This is a genomic window from Vicinamibacteria bacterium (assembly GCA_035570235.1).
In the GTDB taxonomy this organism is placed as follows: domain Bacteria; phylum Acidobacteriota; class Vicinamibacteria; order Fen-336; family Fen-336; genus DATMML01.
The window spans coordinates 67,476-88,802 of the sequence record DATMML010000036.1 but is presented as its reverse complement, the minus strand read 5'-3'; the positions used below and the strand labels follow the sequence as shown (position 1 = coordinate 88,802).

General features: G+C 65.8%; 22 protein-coding genes and 1 pseudogene. 18 read left to right on the top strand and 5 right to left on the bottom strand.

Annotation, left to right across the window (positions count from 1 at the left end):
- Window positions 1-45: 45 nt before the first annotated feature.
- The 4 genes from VN461_05665 to VN461_05650 form a co-directional block, all read right to left on the bottom strand.
- The gene (locus tag VN461_05665) at window positions 46-483 is read right to left on the bottom strand and encodes an Rrf2 family transcriptional regulator (GenBank protein ID HXB54249.1); all 438 of its coding nucleotides are present in this window, start codon (window positions 481-483) and stop codon (window positions 46-48) included.
- A gap of 317 nt (window positions 484-800) precedes the next feature.
- Complete coding sequence (locus tag VN461_05660) at window positions 801-1,583, bottom strand: SDR family oxidoreductase (protein ID HXB54248.1); 783 nt, start codon at window positions 1,581-1,583, stop codon at window positions 801-803.
- On the bottom strand, window positions 1,580-1,912 hold the full coding sequence (locus VN461_05655) for a nuclear transport factor 2 family protein (GenBank protein HXB54247.1): 333 nt from the start codon (window positions 1,910-1,912) through the stop codon (window positions 1,580-1,582). The genes VN461_05660 and VN461_05655 overlap by 4 nt, the downstream gene beginning before the upstream one ends.
- Window positions 1,909-2,742: an SDR family oxidoreductase gene (locus VN461_05650; GenBank protein ID HXB54246.1), complete on the bottom strand. Its 834-nt coding sequence runs from the start codon at window positions 2,740-2,742 to the stop codon at window positions 1,909-1,911. Before VN461_05650 ends, VN461_05655 begins: the two co-directional genes overlap by 4 nt.
- Before the next feature lie 209 nt (window positions 2,743-2,951).
- Here VN461_05650 and VN461_05645 point away from each other — a divergent pair, with 209 nt between their 5' ends.
- Window positions 2,952-3,869, top strand: a complete 918-nt coding sequence (locus VN461_05645) for a LysR family transcriptional regulator (GenBank protein HXB54245.1) — start codon at window positions 2,952-2,954, stop codon at window positions 3,867-3,869.
- Between the two features lie 332 nt (window positions 3,870-4,201).
- Here the strand turns inward: VN461_05645 and VN461_05640 are convergent, their stop codons facing one another.
- Window positions 4,202-5,227 carry an alcohol dehydrogenase catalytic domain-containing protein gene (locus tag VN461_05640; GenBank protein ID HXB54244.1) on the bottom strand — a complete coding sequence of 342 codons (1,026 nt, stop codon included), beginning with the start codon at window positions 5,225-5,227 and terminating at the stop codon, window positions 4,202-4,204.
- 202 nt (window positions 5,228-5,429) lie between these two features.
- On the opposite strand from VN461_05640, the pseudogene VN461_05635 reads away from it, so the two are divergent.
- The 17 genes and pseudogenes from VN461_05635 (at window position 5,430) to chrA (ending at window position 21,302) form a co-directional block, all read left to right on the top strand.
- A pseudogene (locus tag VN461_05635) lies at window positions 5,430-5,822 on the top strand (nuclear transport factor 2 family protein).
- The gene (locus VN461_05630) at window positions 5,799-6,260 is read left to right on the top strand and encodes an ester cyclase (protein HXB54243.1); all 462 of its coding nucleotides are present in this window, start codon (window positions 5,799-5,801) and stop codon (window positions 6,258-6,260) included. Before VN461_05635 ends, VN461_05630 begins: the two are co-directional and overlap by 24 nt.
- Window positions 6,261-6,462: 202 nt before the next feature.
- On the top strand, window positions 6,463-7,089 hold the full coding sequence (locus VN461_05625) for a TetR family transcriptional regulator C-terminal domain-containing protein (GenBank protein HXB54242.1): 627 nt from the start codon (window positions 6,463-6,465) through the stop codon (window positions 7,087-7,089).
- A 424-nt stretch (window positions 7,090-7,513) separates the two neighbouring features.
- The gene (locus VN461_05620) at window positions 7,514-8,599 is read left to right on the top strand and encodes a CocE/NonD family hydrolase (protein ID HXB54241.1); all 1,086 of its coding nucleotides are present in this window, start codon (window positions 7,514-7,516) and stop codon (window positions 8,597-8,599) included.
- Between the two features lie 1,105 nt (window positions 8,600-9,704).
- Window positions 9,705-10,703: a hypothetical protein gene (locus VN461_05615; protein ID HXB54240.1), complete on the top strand. Its 999-nt coding sequence runs from the start codon at window positions 9,705-9,707 to the stop codon at window positions 10,701-10,703.
- 490 nt (window positions 10,704-11,193) lie between these two features.
- Window positions 11,194-11,775, top strand: coding sequence for a dihydrofolate reductase family protein (locus tag VN461_05610; protein HXB54239.1), 582 nt, complete (start codon window positions 11,194-11,196; stop codon window positions 11,773-11,775).
- A 34-nt stretch (window positions 11,776-11,809) separates the two neighbouring features.
- Window positions 11,810-12,163 carry a YciI family protein gene (locus tag VN461_05605; GenBank protein HXB54238.1) on the top strand — a complete coding sequence of 118 codons (354 nt, stop codon included), beginning with the start codon at window positions 11,810-11,812 and terminating at the stop codon, window positions 12,161-12,163.
- Window positions 12,164-12,169: 6 nt separating this feature from the next.
- Window positions 12,170-13,390 carry a sigma-70 family RNA polymerase sigma factor gene (locus VN461_05600; GenBank protein HXB54237.1) on the top strand — a complete coding sequence of 407 codons (1,221 nt, stop codon included), beginning with the start codon at window positions 12,170-12,172 and terminating at the stop codon, window positions 13,388-13,390.
- 142 nt (window positions 13,391-13,532) lie between these two features.
- Complete coding sequence (locus tag VN461_05595) at window positions 13,533-13,808, top strand: DUF2277 domain-containing protein (GenBank protein ID HXB54236.1); 276 nt, start codon at window positions 13,533-13,535, stop codon at window positions 13,806-13,808.
- Between the two features lie 174 nt (window positions 13,809-13,982).
- The gene (locus VN461_05590; protein ID HXB54235.1) at window positions 13,983-14,255 is read left to right on the top strand and encodes a GIY-YIG nuclease family protein; all 273 of its coding nucleotides are present in this window, start codon (window positions 13,983-13,985) and stop codon (window positions 14,253-14,255) included.
- A gap of 135 nt (window positions 14,256-14,390) precedes the next feature.
- Window positions 14,391-14,846: a chromate resistance protein ChrB domain-containing protein gene (locus VN461_05585; GenBank protein ID HXB54234.1), complete on the top strand. Its 456-nt coding sequence runs from the start codon at window positions 14,391-14,393 to the stop codon at window positions 14,844-14,846.
- The gene (locus VN461_05580) at window positions 14,843-15,865 is read left to right on the top strand and encodes a chromate resistance protein ChrB domain-containing protein (GenBank protein ID HXB54233.1); all 1,023 of its coding nucleotides are present in this window, start codon (window positions 14,843-14,845) and stop codon (window positions 15,863-15,865) included. Before VN461_05585 ends, VN461_05580 begins: the two co-directional genes overlap by 4 nt.
- Window positions 15,862-16,758 (top strand): DUF1259 domain-containing protein, encoded by an 897-nt coding sequence (locus VN461_05575; protein ID HXB54232.1) that lies wholly within the window; start codon window positions 15,862-15,864, stop codon window positions 16,756-16,758. The genes VN461_05580 and VN461_05575 overlap by 4 nt, the downstream gene beginning before the upstream one ends.
- Window positions 16,759-16,783: 25 nt before the next feature.
- Window positions 16,784-17,449 (top strand): family 16 glycoside hydrolase, encoded by a 666-nt coding sequence (locus VN461_05570; GenBank protein HXB54231.1) that lies wholly within the window; start codon window positions 16,784-16,786, stop codon window positions 17,447-17,449.
- 156 nt (window positions 17,450-17,605) lie between these two features.
- Window positions 17,606-18,598: an ornithine cyclodeaminase family protein gene (locus tag VN461_05565; GenBank protein HXB54230.1), complete on the top strand. Its 993-nt coding sequence runs from the start codon at window positions 17,606-17,608 to the stop codon at window positions 18,596-18,598.
- Window positions 18,599-18,699: 101 nt separating this feature from the next.
- Window positions 18,700-20,106, top strand: coding sequence for a M20/M25/M40 family metallo-hydrolase (locus tag VN461_05560; protein ID HXB54229.1), 1,407 nt, complete (start codon window positions 18,700-18,702; stop codon window positions 20,104-20,106).
- On the top strand, window positions 20,103-21,302 hold the full coding sequence (gene chrA, locus VN461_05555; GenBank protein ID HXB54228.1) for a chromate efflux transporter: 1,200 nt from the start codon (window positions 20,103-20,105) through the stop codon (window positions 21,300-21,302). Before VN461_05560 ends, chrA begins: the two co-directional genes overlap by 4 nt.
- Window positions 21,303-21,327 lie beyond the last annotated feature (25 nt).

Genomic DNA, 21,327 nt, shown 5'->3' with positions numbered 1-21,327 from the left:
AGGGTCATGTAACCGATGAGATTACAACAGTGGCCAAAGGGGGGCTCAGGCACCACGGCGGGCCCGGGCCGACGTGTCGAGCTGCCGCACGACCTGTTCCAGCGTGATCCTTGCGAGCTTGGTGTACATCGCACTCTCGGCTTCGGCGAAGATCTCGCTGAGCGTCTGCTCTATCCGCGCACCGACCGGGCACTTCGGGTTGGGACGAGGATGAACAGAGAAGAGGCTCGCTTCGTCCTCGACCGCTCGAAAGACCTCCAGTAGGGTCACCTCGGAGAGCGGTCGCGCCAGCCAGGTGCCAGCGACGCCCTGCCGGGTCCGGACGAGCCCCGCTCGCCTCAGCATCCCCGTGACGTTCCGTACGACCACGGGGTTGACGCCAATGCTTCCAGCCATCCACTCCGACGTGTGCTCCGCGTCTCGCAGCGCACCGAGCAGCGAGAGGATGTGGACGCCGATCGAGAACCTATTGGCAATACGCACGCTTCTGTGACCTGTATTTATGGCAGTTACAAGTTGACTGGCTGTCAAGGGTGAACTCAGGATCCGGCGCCTCGTGGGGGGTCATAGTGTCGTGGCGCAGCCCGGAGGCCTCAGTGATGGCATTCACGTGGTCATGGGGTCGATCCCCATCAGCTCCACCAACTCCGGCAACAAGCTAGCGAGATGGCCATGATACCCAGGCCGTTTCGTGTCTTGTTTGTGTCTTGTTTGGAGCATCGTCGGCCGCCGCAGGCTCGTAACCGGCGGACAGGGGCAGCCTGCTTCCCTGGTTCAGGTCATCCGCGCCCGGATGCGACCTAGGAAGTCGGCACGGTTCCCCCGTCGATGACGTACTCGGTGCCTGTGATCGAGGCAGCCTGAGGCGATACCAGGAAGGCGATCAGGTCGGCTACCTCTCCCGGCTTCGCCGGCCGTCCGATGGGGATTCCCCCGAGCGATTGCATCAAGCCTTGACGGGCCGCCCCGTAGTCGACGCCATCCTTGCGCGCAAGCTCCTGTACGAGGCTCACTGCCGCTTCCGTCTCGACCCAGCCGGGCGAAACACGCACCACGCGGACTCCCTTGGGCCCGACCTCCTTCGAGAGGCCCTTGCTGTAGTTCGAGAGCGCGGCTTTCGCAGCGGCGTACGCGAGGGTCGCGTCGTGCAGCGGCAACTGGCTCTGGATGGACGTCACGTGAACGATGACGCCGGAACCGCGAGCGAGCATTATGGGCAGGAGCGCGCGATCCAGCCGCACGGCCGGGAACAGGTTGAAGTCGAGCGCACGCCACCACTCGTCGTCGTCGAGGGCCGCGAATCCGCCCGCGGGCGCCGACGATCCGCCGACCACGTGGACGACGATGTCCACTTCGCCCAGGCGGTCGCGGGTGGCGGCCGCCACGGTCGCACAACCCTCGGCGGTGGTCACGTCGGCGGCTACGAAGAGGACACCGTCCACGGCTTCGGCAGGAGCCGTGCGCGCGGTTGCGAGAACCAGGGCTCCCGCTTGTTGCAGCCGCGCCGACACAGCCGCGCCGATGCCCTTGGTCCCACCCGTCACCAGGGCCTTACGGCCCCGGAGGTCGCGGGCGCTGCTCACCGAATCTCCAGCGAGGCGATCTTCCCGCCCTCAACCGCGAAAACATGCTGAAGATCCAGCGGGCTGTTCGGGAATGTCCCCGCAACGCGTGCCGTCACGACCGTCAGGCCGTCGCGATGGGAGACCGCGAGCGGCTGGACCGTGTGGTGGTACTTGGCCTTGGCCTCTTTCATCCAGCGCTTGATGGCGTCGGGGCCCTCGATGGTCCGGCCCTCGTCTCGGACGGTTGCGTGCTCACTGAAACAGCGGATGAGGGCCTCGACGTCCTGGGTTCTCTCGGCCTCGAAGAAGGCCGACACCGGGCCGGTCAGGGCGATCGTCATGTTCATGCTCCCTCCTGGGTTCCTGCTCCGAAGAAACGCTGCCGCATCGTCTTGCGAAAGGCCTCGTCGCCCAGCTCCAGGCGCGTCGCATAGGTCGCCTTGGCGTCCGCGCCGGCGACGTAGCGGAGCTGATCTTTCCCGTCGGTCGCCGCCTCGTAGACGACCTCGGCAATCTGTTCGGGCGTGGAGTACGTCTCCATTTGCTTCGGATCCCTCACCGTGCTCATCACCTTCTCGACGAGTGCGTCATAGGCGGGGTGACGGCCGGCGTCGAAGGATCGGGTGAAGAAGTCGGTCTTCATTCCGCCCGGCGAAACCGTCTTCATGCCGATCCCGAGTTGGTTCAGCTCGAAGGCCATGCTCTCGCTCCAGCCCTCGAGAGCCCACTTGGTCGCGTGATAGATCGAGTTGTAAGGGACCGTGATCAGGCCGCCGATCGAGGTCGTGTTGATGAACAGCCCCGATCGCTTCTCGCGAAAGTGAGGAATGAATGCCTTCGTGGTTCGGATGGCTCCCATCAGGTTGGTATTCACGATGCGGAGGATCTGTTCGTCGCTCACCCCCTCGAGCGGCCCCGCCATCCCGTAGCCGGCATTGTTGAAGACCACGTCGACGCCGCCGCTGCTGATGGCAGTGGCGGCCGCGCGTTCGATCTGCGCCGGCTGGGTGATGTCCAAGGGAAGCAGCACGACTCCTCCCAAGTTGGCGAGCTCCTGTTCCTTCTCGAGGTTTCGCATGGTGGCAAGCACCTTCCATCCCCGAGCGGCAAACAGCTTGGCCGCGGCGCGTCCAAGGCCCGACGAGCTGCCGGTGATGAAGACCGCTCTCTGTGTCATCGATCGCTCCTTCTCACTCCCAAGCCGCAGGCAGCGGGATCATCGGCGCGGGCTTGCGGCCCTTGGCGGCAACTCGGGGCTTGCGCCTTGGCTTCGGCTTTCGCTTTCGGCTCGGCCGGTCGCCGCGCTTCATACCACCAATATCGCGCGGCGAGACCAATGCGTCCAGGACATCTTTAGTATTGAAGCGATGCTCGTATGATATCGGTATGGAACTACGGCACCTGCGCTACTTCGTTGCGGTTGGAGAGGAGCAACACTACGGACGCGCCGCCGAGCGGCTGCGTGTGGCCCAACCCGCCCTGTCCCGCCAGATCCAGGACCTCGAGGGCGAGGTCGGGTTCCAACTGTTCGATCGCCTTCCCCGGGGCGTCCGGCTGAGCGCCGCGGGGAAGACCTTCCTGGAAGAGGCCCGGCTGATTCTTCAGCAGGTAAACGAGGCGACGATCCGCGCCGGGCGCGTGGCGCGCGGCCTCGCCGGGACGCTGCGGGTGGGATTCACGGAGAGCGCGTCGTGGCACGGCGTCGTTCCCGCCTCATTCTTGCGGTTCCGCCGGGGGCAACCCGACGCTGAGCTGCAGCTTCAACCGCTGAGCTCCCTGGAGCAGGTCGACGCCGTTCGCTCTGGCCGGCTCGATGCGGGTTTCGTCTTCAACATGCCGAAGACCGACCCGGAACTCGACCAAATCCAGGTGGCCTCGCAGAGGCTCGTACTGGCTGCGCCCAAGCGGCATCCTTTGGCGAAGCCGAAGACCCTCCGCCTGCGCGACCTGACCGATGCCGTCTTCGTCTGGTTTCCGCGGCGCCAAAGCCCCGCTTACTACGACCGTCTCATGCAGGCGTGTTCCCGCGGCGGCCTGAAGGCCCCACGCATCGTGCAAGAGGCCGTGGATCAGGCCACCTTGCTGAGCCTCGTTGCCTGCGGTCTCGGAGTCGCGTTCGTCAGCGACGCGACGCGCTGGCGGTGTCCGAAGGACGTCGCGCTGCGACCGGTCGTGGACATGCACCTGCCGATCGCCTTCTCTCTCGTCTGGCGGAAGGACAGTGCGTCACCGTTGCTGGCGAGATTCGTGGCTGAGGTGCGGCAACTGCCGGAGGTGCGGGCTCTAGAGAGAAGCGCTGAGTAGCACGGAGCGCATCCCGCTGGAGCGCTTCGGCCGGCCTAGCGCAGCGGGGGCTCTCTGGCTCGCGGCACAGCGCGGAACCCAAGAGAATGGCATTCACGAGGTCATGGGTTCGATCCCCATCAGCTCCACCAGTTCCAGCAACAAGCAGGATGCCGAATCCGCTGAAGGGCGGACTTGTCTATTTCTTGTCTATTTTGGCGGGGACCAATGACATGCCTACGCCGGGCACGCGAGCGCTGCCAGCACCCGAAGGACGCGTGCTTGTATGCGGGGCCAATAGCCTGGAGATGCGCCGGTGAGGAAGCCTGCTGGGCGTGGGCGCCCAACGAGCCTCATGGCGCGTCCTTAGTGACCAGCACCATGCGGAAGCGCGCCTGTCCCCGGATCATTCGCGCATACGCATCGGCCGCGCGCTCGAGAGGAGCCGCCTCGACCATCGGACGGATGTTTTCCAGGACGCTGAAGGCCAGCGTGTCTTCCTCGTCGATGGCCGTGCCGGTCAGCGTCCCGTAGATCGCGCGTCCGCCGAAGACCAACGGGACTGCGCTCACCTGGATCGGGTCCTGCGGTACGCCCACGACGATGAGCTTGCCGCCGGCAGCGAGAGCCGATACGAGTGGCCCCATGGCCTGACCACTCGGAGAGGTCGCGATGATCGCTCGGGCGCCCCCCATGCCCTGCAGGACGGCGACCGCGTCATCGACGGCGCTGTCGATGTAAACCTGGGCGCCCAGTTGCCGGGCCAGCTCTCGCTTGTCGCCTCCCTTCCCGATGGCAACGGTACGGAATCCCATGCGCCGCGCGAACTGGATGCCAAGATGCCCGAGGCCGCCGATGCCCTGGACGGCGACGAGGTCTCCACCGCGCAGGCCGGCATTGCGAACAGCGTTGTAGGTCGTCACGCCCGCACACAGAAGAGGCGCGGCTTCCACGGACCCGAGCTCGTTGGGGATGGCTGCGATGCCGCGCGCTTCCGCGATCACCATCTCGGCATATCCCCCATCCACTGTGATGCCCGGAATGACAGGGTTCTGGCAATTCACCATGTTTCCGCGGCGGCACGGCTCGCAGACTCCATCCTCGCCGCCGAAGAAGCCGACGCCGACTCGTTGACCGACCTTCCAGCGGGACACCCCGCTGCCCAAGGCGTGGATGCGGCCCACGATTTCGTGCCCGGGAACGCGCGGAAGCGTCAAGCCGGGGTACATCCCGGTCACCGTCGCCGCATCACTGTGACAGACTCCGCAGGCTTCGACGCGGATCCTGACCTGGCCCGCTCCCGGCTCACGGATCGGCCGCTCCACGACTCGAAGCACGCCCGGTGCGGAAACTTCGACTGCCTGGTATGTGTCAGCCATTTCTCTGTGCCTCTCGTCTTGACGCGGAAGGTGCACCATCCTGAGCTTGGCCTGATCGGACTAACGGTCTTGACAGTCAATACGGACGTACGTATTGTATCGACATGTCACCACACAAGGCAACGTTGCTCTCAGGGGCCCGTCCTCTGGGCAAACCCACACCGAGACCTTGCGCGATTGTGAGTCAAAGGCAGGTTCCACGATGACGACTCTCTCCGAGAACAAGGCCCTTGTCCTCGAGGCGTTTGATACGCTTTTCAATAAACGAGATTACGAGACCGCCGCGGGGTTCTGGTCCCCAAGGTACATCCAACACAGCGCGCATATCGCTCCGGGGAGAGAGGGACTATTCAACCTCGTAAGAGCGGCACCACCCGAACTGCGGTACGAGAACGCTGTGGCCGTCGCTGACGCCGAATATGTCCTGCTTCACGGACGCTTTACCGGCAGCGGGAGGCCGCGCGCATGGATCGCCGCGGACATCGTCAGAGTTGAGAACGGCGTTCTTGCCGAGCACTGGGATGTGCTGCAAGACGAAGCAAGCCGGGAGGAGTCGAAGAGCGGGCTGCCGATGTTTGGAGACCGCTTCCCGGCCGCAAGCGCCGCGGCAGCGCAATCAGAGTTGACGGTGGAGGTGGCGGAAAGAATCGTCGGTCCGCTCTACGATGCCCTGAACCAGCCCCAGAAGAAGGACGTCGCCGCCCTTCTCGCCCAAGCCTGCCATGCGGACTACAAGTCCTATTCGACCAATGAACAATGGCTTACGCGCGATCAACTTGCCGACGTCTTCAAAACGCTCGGCGCGAGCATTCCCGACCTGAGCTGGAGCATCAAGGACATTTGGACCTCTGGCGATCGCATCGTCGTGCGAGGGCAGGCGACAGGAACTCCCGTGGCCGAGTTCTTCGGTGCTCGCCCCACCGGCCGAAGCTTCACGACGATGGCCCTCGATGTGTTTACCGTGAGAGGTGACAAGCTCGCATCTGCATACCACGTCGAGAACTGGGCCGACGCGATGCGGCAGATCCGGTAGCGTCGACGATTCCAAGTCGCAGGTCGCGGAGGTACCCCGCCTACCTTGCCGACTCGGGCCCTCGCGCTCCCACGCCGCCGGAGTCATCCGCACGTGCTCGTCGACGCTGGCTAGAGCTGTCGGATCGCCGTATTCGACTGAGTGAGAGGGGGCGCGGTCACTCGCCTTGACAACCACTACCGACGTGCGCGTTGATGGGGACATGTCACGTCCCTCGAACAAGGGCAAGTTGCTCACAGACGGGCTGCGATTGGTGCACCAGCGCGGGTTTGGGGCGTCCAGCGTGCGCGACATCGCCCAGGCTGCCGGCGTGCCGCAGGGGTCGTTCACGAACCATTTCGCTTCGAAGGAAGCATTTGGACTCGAGATCCTTGAGCGCTATCGAGAGATGACGAGCGCCGCGGTCAGGGCGACGCTGCGAAACGACCGGCTGCCGCCACTTCGTCGGTTGCGAGCCTGGATCGATGGGCAGCTCGAGTACCTCCGCAAGGAAGACATGCGTCGAGGGTGTCTGTACGGAAACCTCAGTGCGGAGGCGAGCGAGGCAAGCGACGCGATTCGCTTTCGTGTCGCCTCAGTGTTCGCGGAGAACCAGGCATCGGTGGCCTACTGCCTGGAAGCAGCAATCGAGGCAGGCGAGCTGGCGCCCAAAACCGACGTACAGGAGCTCGCCGGCTTCATCGTCAGCTCGCTGCAAGGCGCCATTCTCGTGGCGAAGTCGCAGCGTAGTCCCATCCCGGTGGAACGCTTCACGCGCGTCCTCTTTCAGCACCTCCTTCCCCAGCGCGACCCGGCATCGAAGCGCCGTGGCCGCCGGGTTGCTCGCTGAATCGATCTCTCGTCGTCGAGCCGGCTTGGGTTGACGCTTGCAGCGACTGGGAAGGGGGTCACGCGCGGGACTCGGCCGCCCTGCCCTTGATCACCGTGTAGTCAATCGCGCGAACAGGGAGATGCACTCGTGAGCAAGCACGTAGCCATCAGCCCGAACGAAGGCGCCGATCGCCTCGCGATCCGGGAGCTCGACTCCTCCATCAACGCTGGGAGAAGGAACTTCTGGAGCGCCTTCACTGAGGTGATCCCGGGGGAGGGTGGCGCCTCATCAAGCCACGCTTCTTCTTCACACCCCGGTCTTGTTGCAGATCTGTTCGTCGCCACTTATCTACCTAGCGACGGGCCGCCGCACGAGGGGCGCGGGTCCGGCACCACAACAGCTGACCTGGCCGGTCGGGCCAGAACCACTGGAGGAGGAGCACATGAACGCGAGGAGCCTGCCCGCCGCCATCGGTCTGACTCTGCTGTCGTGCCAGCTCTACGCTGCGGAGCCGATGAAGACCGAGAGCCTCGATTTCCAGTTCGACGGCAAGCGGCTGAGCGGTACCCTGGATCAGCCGGCGGATCGCCCTCCCTCGGCGATCGTGGTCTTTGTACTGGGCCACGGCAAGACGGACGTGGTCGCCGGGAGGTGGTACTACGACCTGCGCTCCCGCTTCGTGGAGGCCGGCCTGGGTTGCTACCTGTGGGACAAGTCGGGTTGCGGCAAGAGCGAGGGTGAGTATGACCGCGATCAAACGGTTCAGAGTAGCGCGCAAGAGACGTTGGCGGCCATCGCCGAGTTGAAGCGTCGCGGCATCGCTGGGTCCGACCGCATCGGCCTGTGGGGCATCAGCCGCGCCGGCTGGATCTGTCCGCTCGTGATCGAGCAGCTCCCCGACGTCGCCTTCTGGATCTCTGTCAGCGGAACGGACGACAAGGAGAGCTTCGGCTACATGCTCGAGACTAATCTCCGGATCGAAGGCCGCAGCGAGTCCGTCGTCCGGTCGCTGATCACGGAGTGGCGGCGCGGCAACGAGATCTTCCAAGAGGGCGGTTCGTTCGAGGAAAATCAGCGGGCGACCGAGAACCTGCGACAGGACCCCTTCTTCAAGTCCTTCTTCGGCGAGGAGAAGACCAAGGCGGCCTATCTGCTGGAGCAGAAGACGTTCATCGCCGAGCATCATTCGTTCGACGAGGCGTCGGGCCTGATGGTCTACGTGCCGGGTTTCCGACAGATCCTCAAGGAAATCCGGTGTCCGGTTCTAGCACTCTTCGGTGAGAAGGACTCCGTCGTCGACTGGCGCAGCACGATGGCGTTGTACAAAGAGACGATCGGCAGAGGTGTGGACGCGGATCTGGCCATCAAGACGTTCCCGAGCTGCAACCACAACATGCTGCAGTGCCGGACCTGTGGAGTCCGCGAGGACCGGGAGACTACCGGCCCGCGTCAGCCCTGCGACGGCTACCAGGGCGCGATCATCACCTGGGTCAAGGAGAAGGGCTCCTTTCGGCCGCGCCGCCTGTAACCGGCAGCGCGTTCGGACCCTGCCGCCAGCGGGGCGGGGCGAGTGGCTGGCCCCTAACTAGACCAACTCCATGGGCGGATACGGAGCCTCGCAGCGCCGCGACTCGTCGGTACCAATCGATCACCACCCCCCAGGACGGAAGCGCGCTGTGTCTATTCTTGGACTCGCCGCTCCAACAATTCTAAGATCAGGCCGCCAAGAGTGGTCGTCGTCCCGGCGTCGGAGCGCTTTAGCCCGTCTTTACCCCAGTCCACGCCGCCCATCCACGCGCACTGGTGCGTGATGCCGCGGTTGGGGAGTTCCCTGTCTCCAGCACCGATTGTCGACCCACGCTTGCCCATCGTGTCGGAGGGACTCGATTGCGTGGCCGGGAGGCCACGACACCGCCTTAGGCAGAGACCCCCACGTTTTCCCAAACGACCTGCCAACATCGCGAATTGGCTCACATCCTGGTCTCAACCGTCTGGCATGCGCTGTGCACAGCGGCTCCATCGATGATCCAGCAAGAAACACGATCCGGCCCCGAGTTTTCTTGCTTTGTTGTTGAGCCATGGGACCACGTCCTGCGCAGGGTGATTGAGAATCGCGCAGCCTCTCTTGTTTCCCTCTCGGTTATGAAGACCCCCATCGCCATGAGCGACGAGGCCACATCTCTACTGGCGTCGGCATCTTGTGCCACCTGCGAAAGTGTCACACGCACTCGGCTGGCTGAGCGCTTTGCGGAGATGCTCAGGTGGATGAAAGCGAGCGAAGGCAAGGAAGAGCCACTTTTCCGCGCCTCGCGACTTGTTGGGTCACGGCTGTACCGTCTGGTGGAATCCCGAACGTAGCAATGCCGGAAAGGAGCGATCCCATGCTGAATGTCTCGAGTCCCGACGTTTCCAGCAAGGTCTATGCGCCCGAACAGCCCGAGCTTTTTCCTCAGGCAGAAAGGCACGTCGAGAGCGGCGGGCACCCTCGGGGTAGGGTCGCGGACCATTACCCCGCTCTCGGGGGCTTGGGAGCCCACGCCCGACCGGGCTTGCGACTTAGCACCCTGGCCTGCTTCGGGTTACCCCTACTCGCGCTCGCGTTGACGATAGTGCTGGCAAGGCTTCGCCTGCCAATGGGAATCGTCGGGCTGGTGGGGATAGGAGGAGTGGTTCTCTTTGGTTTCTGCATCCTAGTCGCGTTGTTAAGAGCAACGCGTGGTGTTGTTGACCTGATGCATCCAATCCATGAGCGGACCCCGGTCGAGACCCGCAATGCGATCGCTGCCATTCTCGGCAATTTCTTCATGGCCGGCCTTGGCATGTTCGTCGCTTATTTCGCGACCGCGGGATTTTCTCGAGGGCGTCAACTGAGACGCTACGGCCGAGTGTTACTCCCTGGTCTCCGCTCGAGCTCCGAGTGGACGACATCCATGGTCGTGGTGGATGGCCTGGAAGGCCTGCCGACTGGGGTTGCCGATCAGTGGCGGGAGAACGGGAAGACAGAGCATGCCTCGGTGGCAGCATTCGCAAGGCTCACCTTGGACCTGATGGCCCTCGGGGCACCTCCGACCCTGATCGCGGCAGCCAATCAAGACGCCCTTGACGAGATCCGCCATACCGAGTTGTGCTTTTCTCTGGCCTGCGAACTCGACAAGAAGAGCGTAAGCCCCGGTCCCTTCCCCCAGGCGCAACGTGTCAGGACCCTGCCGCGTTCGCGAAAGCTCGCCTTGGCGAAACTGGCCGTCGACTCCCTCGTAGACGGTGCCCTCCACGAAGGCGTTTCGGCCCGCATCATCGCTAAGTTGGCCCGACGCTGCGACGTTCCCGGTATTAGTGCTGTTCTCAAGGAGATCGCGGCTGATGAAGGGCGTCACAGCGCACACGGCTGGGCGGTCGTGGGATGGTGCCTTCAGGAGGGGGGCAGGCCAGTGCAGGACGCACTGCTCGGTGCGGTCCGCGCTTTGCCAAAGCAGATGAACTCCCCGCTCCCGAAGCCGGCGGCCGAGGGTCGGTGGGAGCGATGGGGGATCCACGGACACGCCCTCGAGGCAGTCGAGCATGACGCTGCCCTGGCAAACTTGATCCGACGAGTGCATGCCATGGTAGCCGTACCATCGACCGAGGTCGCCTGACGACGCTCGGCTTATGGCGCCCGCGCATGTAACCTGCATCCCAGCCGTCGATGTGTCCGTTACGCTTTACTTGCCGGGGATGCCGGAGAGTGCGCTCTTTGTCCACAAGAACCCCCAAGGTCCCCCGCCGGAGCAGTTTGTCACCGCTCGTCGGGCACCAGACTCCTGCGCCATCCGGCGTGGTCGACAGCGGCGCCAGGCCGCTTCGCCTCGACGGCTAGGGCGGGTCGGGCGCGAGGCGACTCGTAGTGTCTCGCGGGGGCAGATGCGAGACCAGGAAATGGCGTTCACTCGGTTGGCGGCTCGATCCCTGTCAGTTCCGCCAATCCTGACAACAACTTAGGGAGTCCCCGGCAACCGGCAACCCGCCGCAAATGCAGAAGTAAATTCTTGAGGGGCGGGCGTCTGATGTCGATTCGGCCGATGGCGATTCGTGTAGGGGGTGAGGGCCCGGCAAGAGGGCCGGCCCCACCTCGGAAAGGAACCACGAATGCGCAAGATCGTCGCCACCATCAGTCTGACGCTCGACGGCGTGATGCAGGCCCCGGGGCAGGCCGACGAGGATCCGCGGGGCGGCTTCCAGCACGGCGGCTGGGCCCGGGCCTACAACGACCCGGTCATGATGAAGGCCATGGGCGAGGGTATGAGCCAGGGCGGGCCGCTGCTGTTCGGGCGACGCACATACGAGAACTTCGCCGCCGTGTGGCCGGGACGCAAGGACAACCCGTTCACGGAGGTGCTCGACAACGCCCAGAAGTACGTGGCATCGAGGACACTCCGGGAGCCGTTGCCGTGGCGGAACTCGACGCTGCTCTCCGGAGACGCGGCGGAAACGGTGGCCCGCCTGAAGGAGGAGCCGGGCAAGGACATAGTGGTTCTGGGCAGCGGGGACTTGCTGCAGACGCTGATGCGGCACCGCCTCGTGGATCGCTACGTGCTGCTGATCCACCCTCTGGCGCTGGGGCGAGGCCGCCGGCTATTCAATGACGACGCCCCTGCCTCGGTGCTCCGGCTGCTGAATAGCGTGACCACGAGCACCGGAGTGATAATCGCGACCTACCAGCCATCCTGACCATGGCCGCAGCGACCCAAAGGAGGGACCCAGAATGACGCAGTACATGCTCACCATCCACCAGCCCGATGGTCCGGCCCCGCCCGCGGAGTTCCTGGAGTCGGTTGGGCGCGAGCTGCACGCGTTGAACCAGGACATCAAGGCGGCCGGAGGATGGGTCTTCAGTCGAGGGCTTCATCCCCCGAGCACGGCCACGGTCGTTCGGGTCCGCGATCGGGACCTCATGATCACGGACGGCCCCTACGTCGAGGGCAAGGAGCACATCGGCGGCTTCTGGATCGTCGAGGCACCCGATCTCGATGCCGCACTGGGCTGGGCGGGCCGAGCGGCCCGCGCGACGACGCTGCCGATCGAGGTGCGTCCGTTCCAGGACGTCCCCGAGTACTGACCCCGGTTGGATTCCTCGGGGGCGTCCGAGATCGAGCGCGTTTTCCGCGCGGAGCACGGCCGTGCGGTGGCCGTCCTGGTCCGCGCCTTCGGCGACATCGACATCGCCGAGGAAGCGGTGGCGGATGCATTCACCGTGGCCGTGCAACGATGGCTGACGGACGGGCTGCCGCCGAGCCCAGCGGGCTGGATCATCACCACTGCCCGCAACCGGGCGATCGACCGGCTGCGCCGGGAGGCGTCCCGCTCCGACCGGCACGCGCAGGCGGCCCTGCTGCACGTCCAGGACGAACCGATGGAGGAGGGGCCGGTGCACGACGAGCGGCTGCGGTTGATCTTTACCTGCTGCCACCCCGCGCTCAGCCGCAGCGCACAGGTCGCCCTCACCTTGCGGCTGCTGGGCGGGCTCACCACCGCGGAGATCGCGCGGGCATTTCTGATGCCGGAGCCGACCATGGCCCAGCGGCTGGTCCGGGCCAAGAGCAAGATCCGCGACGCGAAGATCCCCTACCGAGTGCCCACGTCCGCCGAGCTCCCCGGCCGGCTACAGTCCGTACTGGCTGTGGTTTATCTCGTCTTCAACGAGGGTTACGCGGCCAGCGCGGGAGAGAAGCTGATCCGCGCCGACTTGTGCGCCGAAGCCCTCCGTCTCGGCCGACTCCTCGCCGAGCTCATGCCCGACGAGCCGGAGGTCCTGGGTCTGCTCGCACTGATGCTGCTCGTAGAGTCGCATCGGGCGGCGCGGACGACCGCCAGCGGCGGCCTGGTGCCCCTCCCCGACCAGGATCGGGAACGCTGGGACCGCGACCTCATCGCCGAGGGCCAGGCGATCGTCCGTGACTGCCTGCGGCGCAACCACCCGGGCGCTTACCAGATCCAGGCCGCAATCAATGCCGTGCACAGCGACGCGCGCTCCGCGGCGACCACCGACTGGTCGCAGATCGTGCGCCTCTACGACCAGCTGCTCGCCTACGACCCGAGCCCGGTCGTGGCCTTGAACCGCGCCGTCGCGGTGGCCGAGATCGACGGGCCGGCGACCGCGCTCGCCCTCGTCGACGCGCTGGACCTTGGCACCTATCACATTTTCCATGCCATCCGCGCCGACCTGTTGCGCCGCCTGGGCCGTGACGTCGAGGCAGCGATGGCCTACGAGACCGCGATCAGGCTCACCGACAACGCCGCCGAGCGCGACTTCCTGCGCCGCCGTCGGCAGTCGCTCACCGAGTAGCCACCGTGTGTCGGTATGAACGGCGCGCGTCCCCTCGGGTGGCCCCACGCGGCGGAGACCTTTGCCTCGAGATCGGCCCCATAGGCGCTCAAGTCCCGCGGTGGGTACTCGACTCCGGCCCGCCTCTGGACCACAATCGTGCATGTGCCGAAACATCCGAACCTTGTTCAATTTCGCGCCCCCCGCGACCGACGAGGAGGTCCGCGCAGCTTCGCTCCAGTTCGTTCGCAAGGTAAGCGGCTTCAATGCGCCCTCGCGCGCCAACGAGGCCGCCTTCAACCGCGCGGTGGCGGAGGTCACGCGGGTGGCACGGCGACTGGTGGATGAGCTAGTGACGACGTCTCCCCCGCGGAACCGCGAGGAGGTCGCGGCCGCTGCTCGCGCCCGCTACGCGCAGCGCTTCGGCAGCAGCTCCTGAGGCACGGTTCCTCGGGGAGGGCATCTGCTCCCGGCGGACCCTGCAGAGACCGAGGTCCGGCGCCATCCCCTCCCGCCCCTCACCTCCTTGGGGGCCGCGGGGGTAGTGGCCCGAGCCAGGGTCCCTAGGCCTGCGAAACGCTCGAGTCCGCCCGTCGCTGCCGCCGGTGCAAACATGCCCTTTGTCTATATCCTTCGTTGCCGCGATGGGTCGCTGTACACCGGAGCGGCCAAGGACATCGTCCGGCGTCTCGATGCGCACCGAGCGGGCACGGCATCAAAATTCACCCGTTCTCGCCGCCCCGTGAGCCTCGCCTGGTCTCGCCGGGTGAGAACTTGGCGCCGCGCCCTTGAGCTGGAACGGCGGATCAAGCGACTGACCCGCGCGGAAAAGCTCCTGCTCGTCACGGGCTCCGGGCCTGGACATCGGGGGCTCCCTCCTAGATGACGGGCGGGACCCTTCCCGGGACCTCGACAGCGCTCCCGAGTCACCGGGCAGCGCAGCCCTCTGAGCTGTGGGGGGCCGGGGTCAGCTATACACTAGCATCTGACATATCCATGCCTCACCTGATATGATCTCAGTGTGAAATGGGTCACCCGCAAGAGGGTTCACGTGAACCGTACGGCCACGGCCTGGCTAATCCGGCGTTTCCTTGACCCGACCGCGGAGTTACTGTTCGTGGAGCCCGGAGAGGTCGCGGCCGTCCAACAGCGGGAAGGAGCGATCGGCTTCGATGCGCCCGGAGCCCATTATCCACACAGAGACCAGCGGGGCCGCTGCTCCTTCGAGCAGCTCGTCGACGAGCGCCTGTCCGGCGACCTTAGCCTGCGCAGCCTGGCGGAGATCGTGCACGGCGCCGACTTCCCCGACGAGCCAGCGAAAACGCCGGAAGCGGCCGGACTCTGGGCCATCAGCCAGGGCTTCACGGACGTAGCGCAAGACGATGGGGAGATCGTCGCCCGGGCCGCGTTTCTCTATGACTCCCTGCTCGCCCACCTCAAGCATCGAACTGACAGGATGACCCGGGACCGCGCGTGAGCGAGCCCGCCTGGTACCTGCTGATCCACCAGATCCCGGCCAAGCCCTTGTATCTGCGGGCAAAGATCCGGAAGCGTCTGGCCAGCTTGGGGGCGGTAGCGCTCAAGGACGCCGTTTACGTCATGCCCGCCCGAAAGCCGCTGCTGCCCCGCCTGCAGCAGATCGCGGAGGAGGCGCGCTCCGGAGGAGCGGACGCCTACATCCTGCTCGCCAGCTTCGTCGACGCCGGGACCAGAGATGCGCTCATCGACGCCTTCCAGGGGCAGCGGACGGCGGACTACGAAGCGCTGGCCCAGGACGTACGCGCGTGGACCGCTGAGTTCAAGAGACGGAGCCACGTCGCTCCCCCCGAAGGGGCGTTTCGCGCCCGTCTCGCGCGGACCAAGAAGCGCCTGCGCGCGATCGGGGAGATCGATTTCTTCGCCTCCCCCGCCCGCGGGGAAGCGGAGGCCTCGCTCGCCGCCTTCGAGAGTCAGCTGCGCCCCGAGCCCGCGGCCGCGCCCGCGGCCCGCCACCAGGAGCTCGTCGGGAGAACCTGGGTGACGCGACGGGGAATCCAGGTGGATCGCATAGCGTCGGCCTGGTTCATCAGACGCTTTCTGGATCCAAAGGCGCGCCTTCGATTCATCGTTCCGGGGGTAGACGATGTGCAAGCGGAGGAGATCCGCTTCGACATGGTTGACGGGGAATTCACCCACGAGGGAGACCGCTGCACCTTCGAGACCCTCGTGCTTCGGACGGGCATCACGGACCCGGCGCTCACCCGCCTGGCGGAGGTCGTCCACGACATGGACATCAAGGATGGCAAGTTCGGCCACCCGGAGACGAGCGGCGTCCAGCAGCTTTTGCTGGGGATGCTCATGGCGAACCACGACGATGAGGCCCGCCTCGATCGAGGCTTCGCCCTCTTCGACGACCTCTACCAGTCGTTTCGCGGTCGGCTCCGATCCCCACCGCCCGGATCGGGCGTTGATGCCCCTTCTGGAAAGGGGCGTCCGTTCAAAGGAGGCCGCACATGAGGCTCCGCTTCGACTCCCTCGTCTTGCCGGGCACCGTCTTCGCGCTGCTCTCGATCGCCCGGATTGCAGGCTCGGAAGGGACCTGGGACGTCGTAGACAAGGCGCTCGGGCAGGCGGGCAAAGGGCTTCCCGGTGATGTCCAAAAGTACGCTTGGCCGCGCCGCGATCTGGAGGTGACCGTGGGGCCGGTACGCGTCGAGGCGACGCTCGCCCTTGGCTCGTGGGCCGGCTTCAAGACGATGGCCGATGGCCAGGCCATGGCCATGGGCGATCTCGTTCTGCTCGCCTCCGAGGTGAACCCGGTGATCCGGGCCCTGCAGGCAGGGGCCCTCGACGTGCTCGCGGTGCACAACCACCTGACCGGTGAGACACCGGAGATCGTGTACGTCCACTTCGGTGGCCACGGACAGCCGGGAACCTTGGCCCGGGCGCTGAGGAGTGCGCTGGAAGCGACGAAAACGCCCCTCTCCGCTCCCGGCGGAGCGCCGGCCGGACCCTCGTTGGCGGAGAGAGCGGCGCTGGATAAGATCCAGGAGGTTCTGGGTCGCAAGGGCTCCATGGCGGGGCGCGTTCTCCAGGTCGGCGTTCCGAGGGCGGCCAAGATCGAGGAGGCCGGCGTCGAGGTGCCCGCGAGCTTGGGCATGGCGATCGCGCTGAACTTCCAGGTGGTCGACGATCGAGTGGCGACGACCGGAGACTTCGTCCTCATCGCGGACGAGGTCAACCCCGTGATCCGAGAGCTCGAAGCCCACGGCCTCCAAGTCACGGCCCTGCACTCCCACATGCTGCGCGAGTCCCCCCGTCTCTTCTTCATGCACTTCTGGGGGTGCGACGATCCCGCCCGGATCGCCGCCGGTCTGAAGGCTGCTCTGGGCAGAGTGGCGGTTCCGTAACGGCCGCACCGCCGAAGGAGGCAACATGAAAGGCTCTCTCCCCCGCCTCGTCGCGCTGCTCTTTTCGGCATCGCCCTCCCCGCTCGCCCCTCCGGTGCTGGCGGCCAAACTGGACCGGGTCACGATGGACTTCGAGGCGAATGCCGTGGGCGCAGAGCCACCGGGCTTCGAGTTCGCGCGGACGGGCGGGGGCGCGGAGGGAAGGTGGCTCGTTCGGGTTGAGAAGGGGGCGGAGAAGAACCACGTGCTCGTCCAGGAGAGCGCCGACCCGACCGACTACCGGTTCCCGGTGGCCGTGCTGAAGGAGGGCATTTACAAGGACGTCACACTGACCGTCAGAGCCCGGCCGCTGTCCGGCAAGGTCGACCAAGGCTTCGGCCTCGTCTGGCGATACAAGGACGCCAACAACTACTACGTCACCCGTTGCAACGCCAACGAGAACAACTGCACGATCTATCACACCGTGGACGGGCGGCGGCGCGCCTTCCTGAACCACGACGTCAAGGTCTCCACCAACACCTGGCACACCCTCAAGGCGGAGGCCTTGGGGGATCACTTCACGGTCTGGTTCGATGGCAAGAGGGTTCTGGACGCGCGCGACGGCACCTTCAAGGACGGGGGGAAGGTCGGGCTTTGGACCAAGGCCGACTCCGTGATCGAGTTCGACGACTTGATAGTCGAGGGGCAATAGAACCTGGGGGGGTACGGTGTCCATCGGTGCCCCGCTGGCCCCCTCCCCGGCCAGGAGTCGCTACTCGAGGCTCGACCCGACCCAACACGGAGGAAGCCGTTAGCATCTTATACATATCAGTTGACTTATCCATATATCACTTGCTAGTATTCGTGAATGATCCTGGGCACACTCGTGCTGACCGGCCGCGTGGTGAGGGCTCTCCTCGGCCTCGACGAGTGCATGGCCGCCGTCGAGGCGGCTTTCCGAGACCAGGCCGAGGGCCGCACCTGGCCCGCGGGGATGATGACCGTGCACGCGGGCGAGGGCGGCTTCCACGTCAAGACGGCGGGTCTCGTCCGTGAACGCCCCTACTTTGCCGCGAAATTGAACTCGAACTTTCCCGGCAACCCCGAGCGCTCCGGCCTGCCCACGATCCAAGGGGTCGTCGCCCTCTGCGACGGAGAAAACGGCCGCCTGCTCGCTCTTTTGGACTCGATCGAGATCACGCTCCTCCGAACGGGCGCGGCCACCGCCGTGGCGGCCAAATACCTGGCGCGGCGGGACGCGCACGTGGCCACGATCTGCGGCTGCGGAGTCCAGGGCCGGGTCCAGCTTCGGGCACTGAAGAGCGTGCTGCCCCTCGAAAGCGTGCGCGTCCACGACGCCGACCGGGCTCGCGCCCTGCGTTTTGCGGAGGAGATGGGCAAGGAGCTGTGCCTCGACGTCCGAAGCGCGCCCAGCCTCGAGGACGCGGTTCGCGGGACCGAGGTCTGCGTAACGTGCACGCCCTCCCGGCAGGCCTTCCTCATGAAGGACCACGTGGCCCCGGGAACGTTCGTGGCCGCGGTGGGCGCGGACAACCCGAGCAAGCAAGAGCTGGACCCGCAGCTCATGTCGTCGGCGACGGTGGTTGTCGATGTGCTTGACCAATGCGCTTCGAGCGGCGATCTCCATCACGCGCTGGACGCGGGCGCGATGCGCCGGGAAGACGTGCACGCCGAGCTGGCCGATGTCATCGTCGGACGAAAGCGGGGACGGGGCTCCAGAGACGAGATCACGGTCTTCGACTCCACGGGCACCGCGCTCGAGGATGTGGCGGCGGCGGTCGCGGTTTATGAGCGGGCCCTAAGCGCCGGGGTTGGACTGGCGGTGGCCCTGGGGGACTGAGGAGTGGAGCCCTACCTTGACACCTTCGGGATCTTCGCGCCGGCTGACCCTCCAACCGGGTCGGATCGGGCTGGGGCTCGTCTTCGGGGGACCCCGACCAGATGAAGCCCTCCCCCGCCAACCTCCGGGAGGCCCTTCGTCGGATCGACGCTCAGTTCGACGAGTTCAAGGGCATCCTCGTCGATCTCGCCCGGATCCCGAGCGTTTCCGCGGACGGCTTCCCGAAGGCGGAAGTGCGGCGCTCGGCCGATGCGTTCGCGGACCTCCTCCGGAGGGTCGGAATCCAAAACGTCCGGATTCTCGAAGTGCCGGGCGTCCATCCGTACGTGTACGGCGACTGGCAGGAGCGGCCGGGCGCACCGACCCTGCTGCTCTACGGACATCACGACGTGGTGCCCCCCGGCCGCACGGCGGAGTGGCGGTCGCCTCCCTTTGAACCGGTCGAGCGAAACGGCCGGCTGTTCGGGCGGGGCACCGCCGACGACAAGGGCGGCATATTGGTCCATATCGCAGCCGTAGCCGCCTATCTCCGCTCCGGCGGCTCCCTTCCCTGCAACGTCAGGTTCCTCATCGAGGGTGAGGAGGAGATCGGATCGGGGAACCTGGGTACGTTCCTCAAGATCTACAAGGAAATGATGTCGGCGGACACGGTTGTGCTTTCGGACACATCGAACTTCGACACCGGGGTGCCAGCCCTGACGTACCGGCTCCGCGGGATGTGTCAGGTGGACGTGGAGGTCCGCTCCCTGGAGAAGCCAGTCCACAGCGGCCAGAAGGGCGGGCCCATCCCAGATCCGGTGCAGGTTCTCTGCCGTCTGATCGCGGATCTCGCGGGGAAGGACGGTTCCCTTAACGTCCCCGGGCTCTATAGACGCGTGGCCCGCCCCACCCCCCGTGAGCAGGCACGCTTGCGGCGGCTTCCCTTCGACGAGCGCCGGTTCAGACGCGACGCCGGCTTGCTGAAGGGCGTGAGGCTCGCGGGAGAGAAGAGCTACTCGGTCTACGAAAGGCTTTGGACGCGCCCCTCGCTCACGGTGATCGCCTTCGAGGCTCAGTCAATCGTGGGCTCCTCCAACCAGATCCTCGACTCGGCCCGCGCCCGTCTCTCCATGCGCACGGTTCCCAACATGGACTCGCGAGAGGCCGCGGAGCAGCTCATCCGAAAGCTTACAGGCAGGCCTCCCTTCGGCGCCCGGGTCGAGGCCCGGGTCGTGAGGAGCGGCCCCTGGTGGAGGACGGACCCCGAGGGGCCTGCATTCGAGGCCGCGCGGCGAGCTCTCAAGGCCGGCTTCGGTCGCGAGCCAGCGCTGATGGGGGCGGGGGGCTCGATCGGGTTTGTCCAGCCCTTCTCCGATTTTCTGCGCGGGGCGCCGTGCCTGTTGACCGGTGTCGAAGACCCGACTTGTAACGCCCACTCGGAGAACGAGAGCCTCCATCTGGGAGACTGGAGGAAGTGCATGCGCGCGGCCGCTCACCTCTACGACGAGCTCTCGAAGGGGAGGGCGTGAGAGACGACCCTCTCCTCCCAACCCAGACCTCTCTCGTCATTTATTTCCTGCGCCTGGGAGCGGTCGGTTTCGGGGGCCCCGTCGCCCTCGCCAACTACATCCGCCGGGATCTCGTCGAGAGGCAGGGCTGGATCACGGAGGCGGAGTACGATGCGGGCTTGGCCATCGCCGCCGCCTGCCCAGGCCCCCTGGCCTACCAGCTTGGCGTCTACTGCGGTTACATCCGATTCGGGATCCCGGGTGGGCTCCTGGTAGCGGTAGCCTTCGGCCTCGCACCCTTTGTGATTGTGGTCGCCGCCGCCGCCGCCTACACCCACTTCGCGCAAGACTGGCAGCTCCGCGCGCTCTTCTACGGGGTCGGTCCCGTCGTGTTGGCCCTGATCCTCAAGGCGTGCTGGAGCCTGGGGACGAAGACCCTGCGCCGGGATGTCACGGCTTGGGCCTTTGCCGTCATCGCCTGTGGCGTGACGGTGGTAGCTCAGAGGGAGCTGACCGCAATTTTCATCATCGCGGGACTGCTGGGCATGTTTCTCTTCGCGGACCCCCGGGAGGCCGGGTCCCCGCATGACCCGGGGCCCGCGCTCCCCGCACCGCCAAGGGCGGGGCGCTCGGCGCTGGCGGTGGCCGTCCCGATCGCCTTGACGAAGGGCACGGCATGGAAGCTCTTCTTCTTCTTCTTCAAAACGGGATGCCTCGTCTTCGGCAGCGGGCTTGTGATTGTCCCCTTCCTTAAGACGTACGTCGTGGATCAGTTTCACTGGCTTGGGAGGCGAGAGTTTCTTGACGCGGTCGCGATCGGAATGATCTCCCCCGGCCCAGTGGTCATCACGGCCACCTTCGTGGGGTTCGTCGTGGCGGGGTTCCCCGGAGCCCTCGCCGCCACGATGGGGATATTCTCCCCCGCTGTCCTTTTCACCGTCCTCGCGACACCCCTGCTCCTCCGGCACGGTCGCAACCGGAGGCTCCGGGGCTTCATACGTGGCGTCACCGTGACCGTAGTCGGAGTGCTCGTGGGCACAACTTACTTCGTGGGGCAGGCGGCGGTGGGGGACCTCCTGACCGCCGCCGTCGCCGTGCTGAGTCTCGCCGCTCTCGCCTTGTTCAAGAAGTGTCCGGACTCGCTCCTCGTGGCGCTGGGGGGGGTCATCGGGCTGGCCATGTATCCGGTCCTTCGCCCCGATTGGCTCCTTCGTTAGGGAGCAAAGGATCCGTTGGTGACGG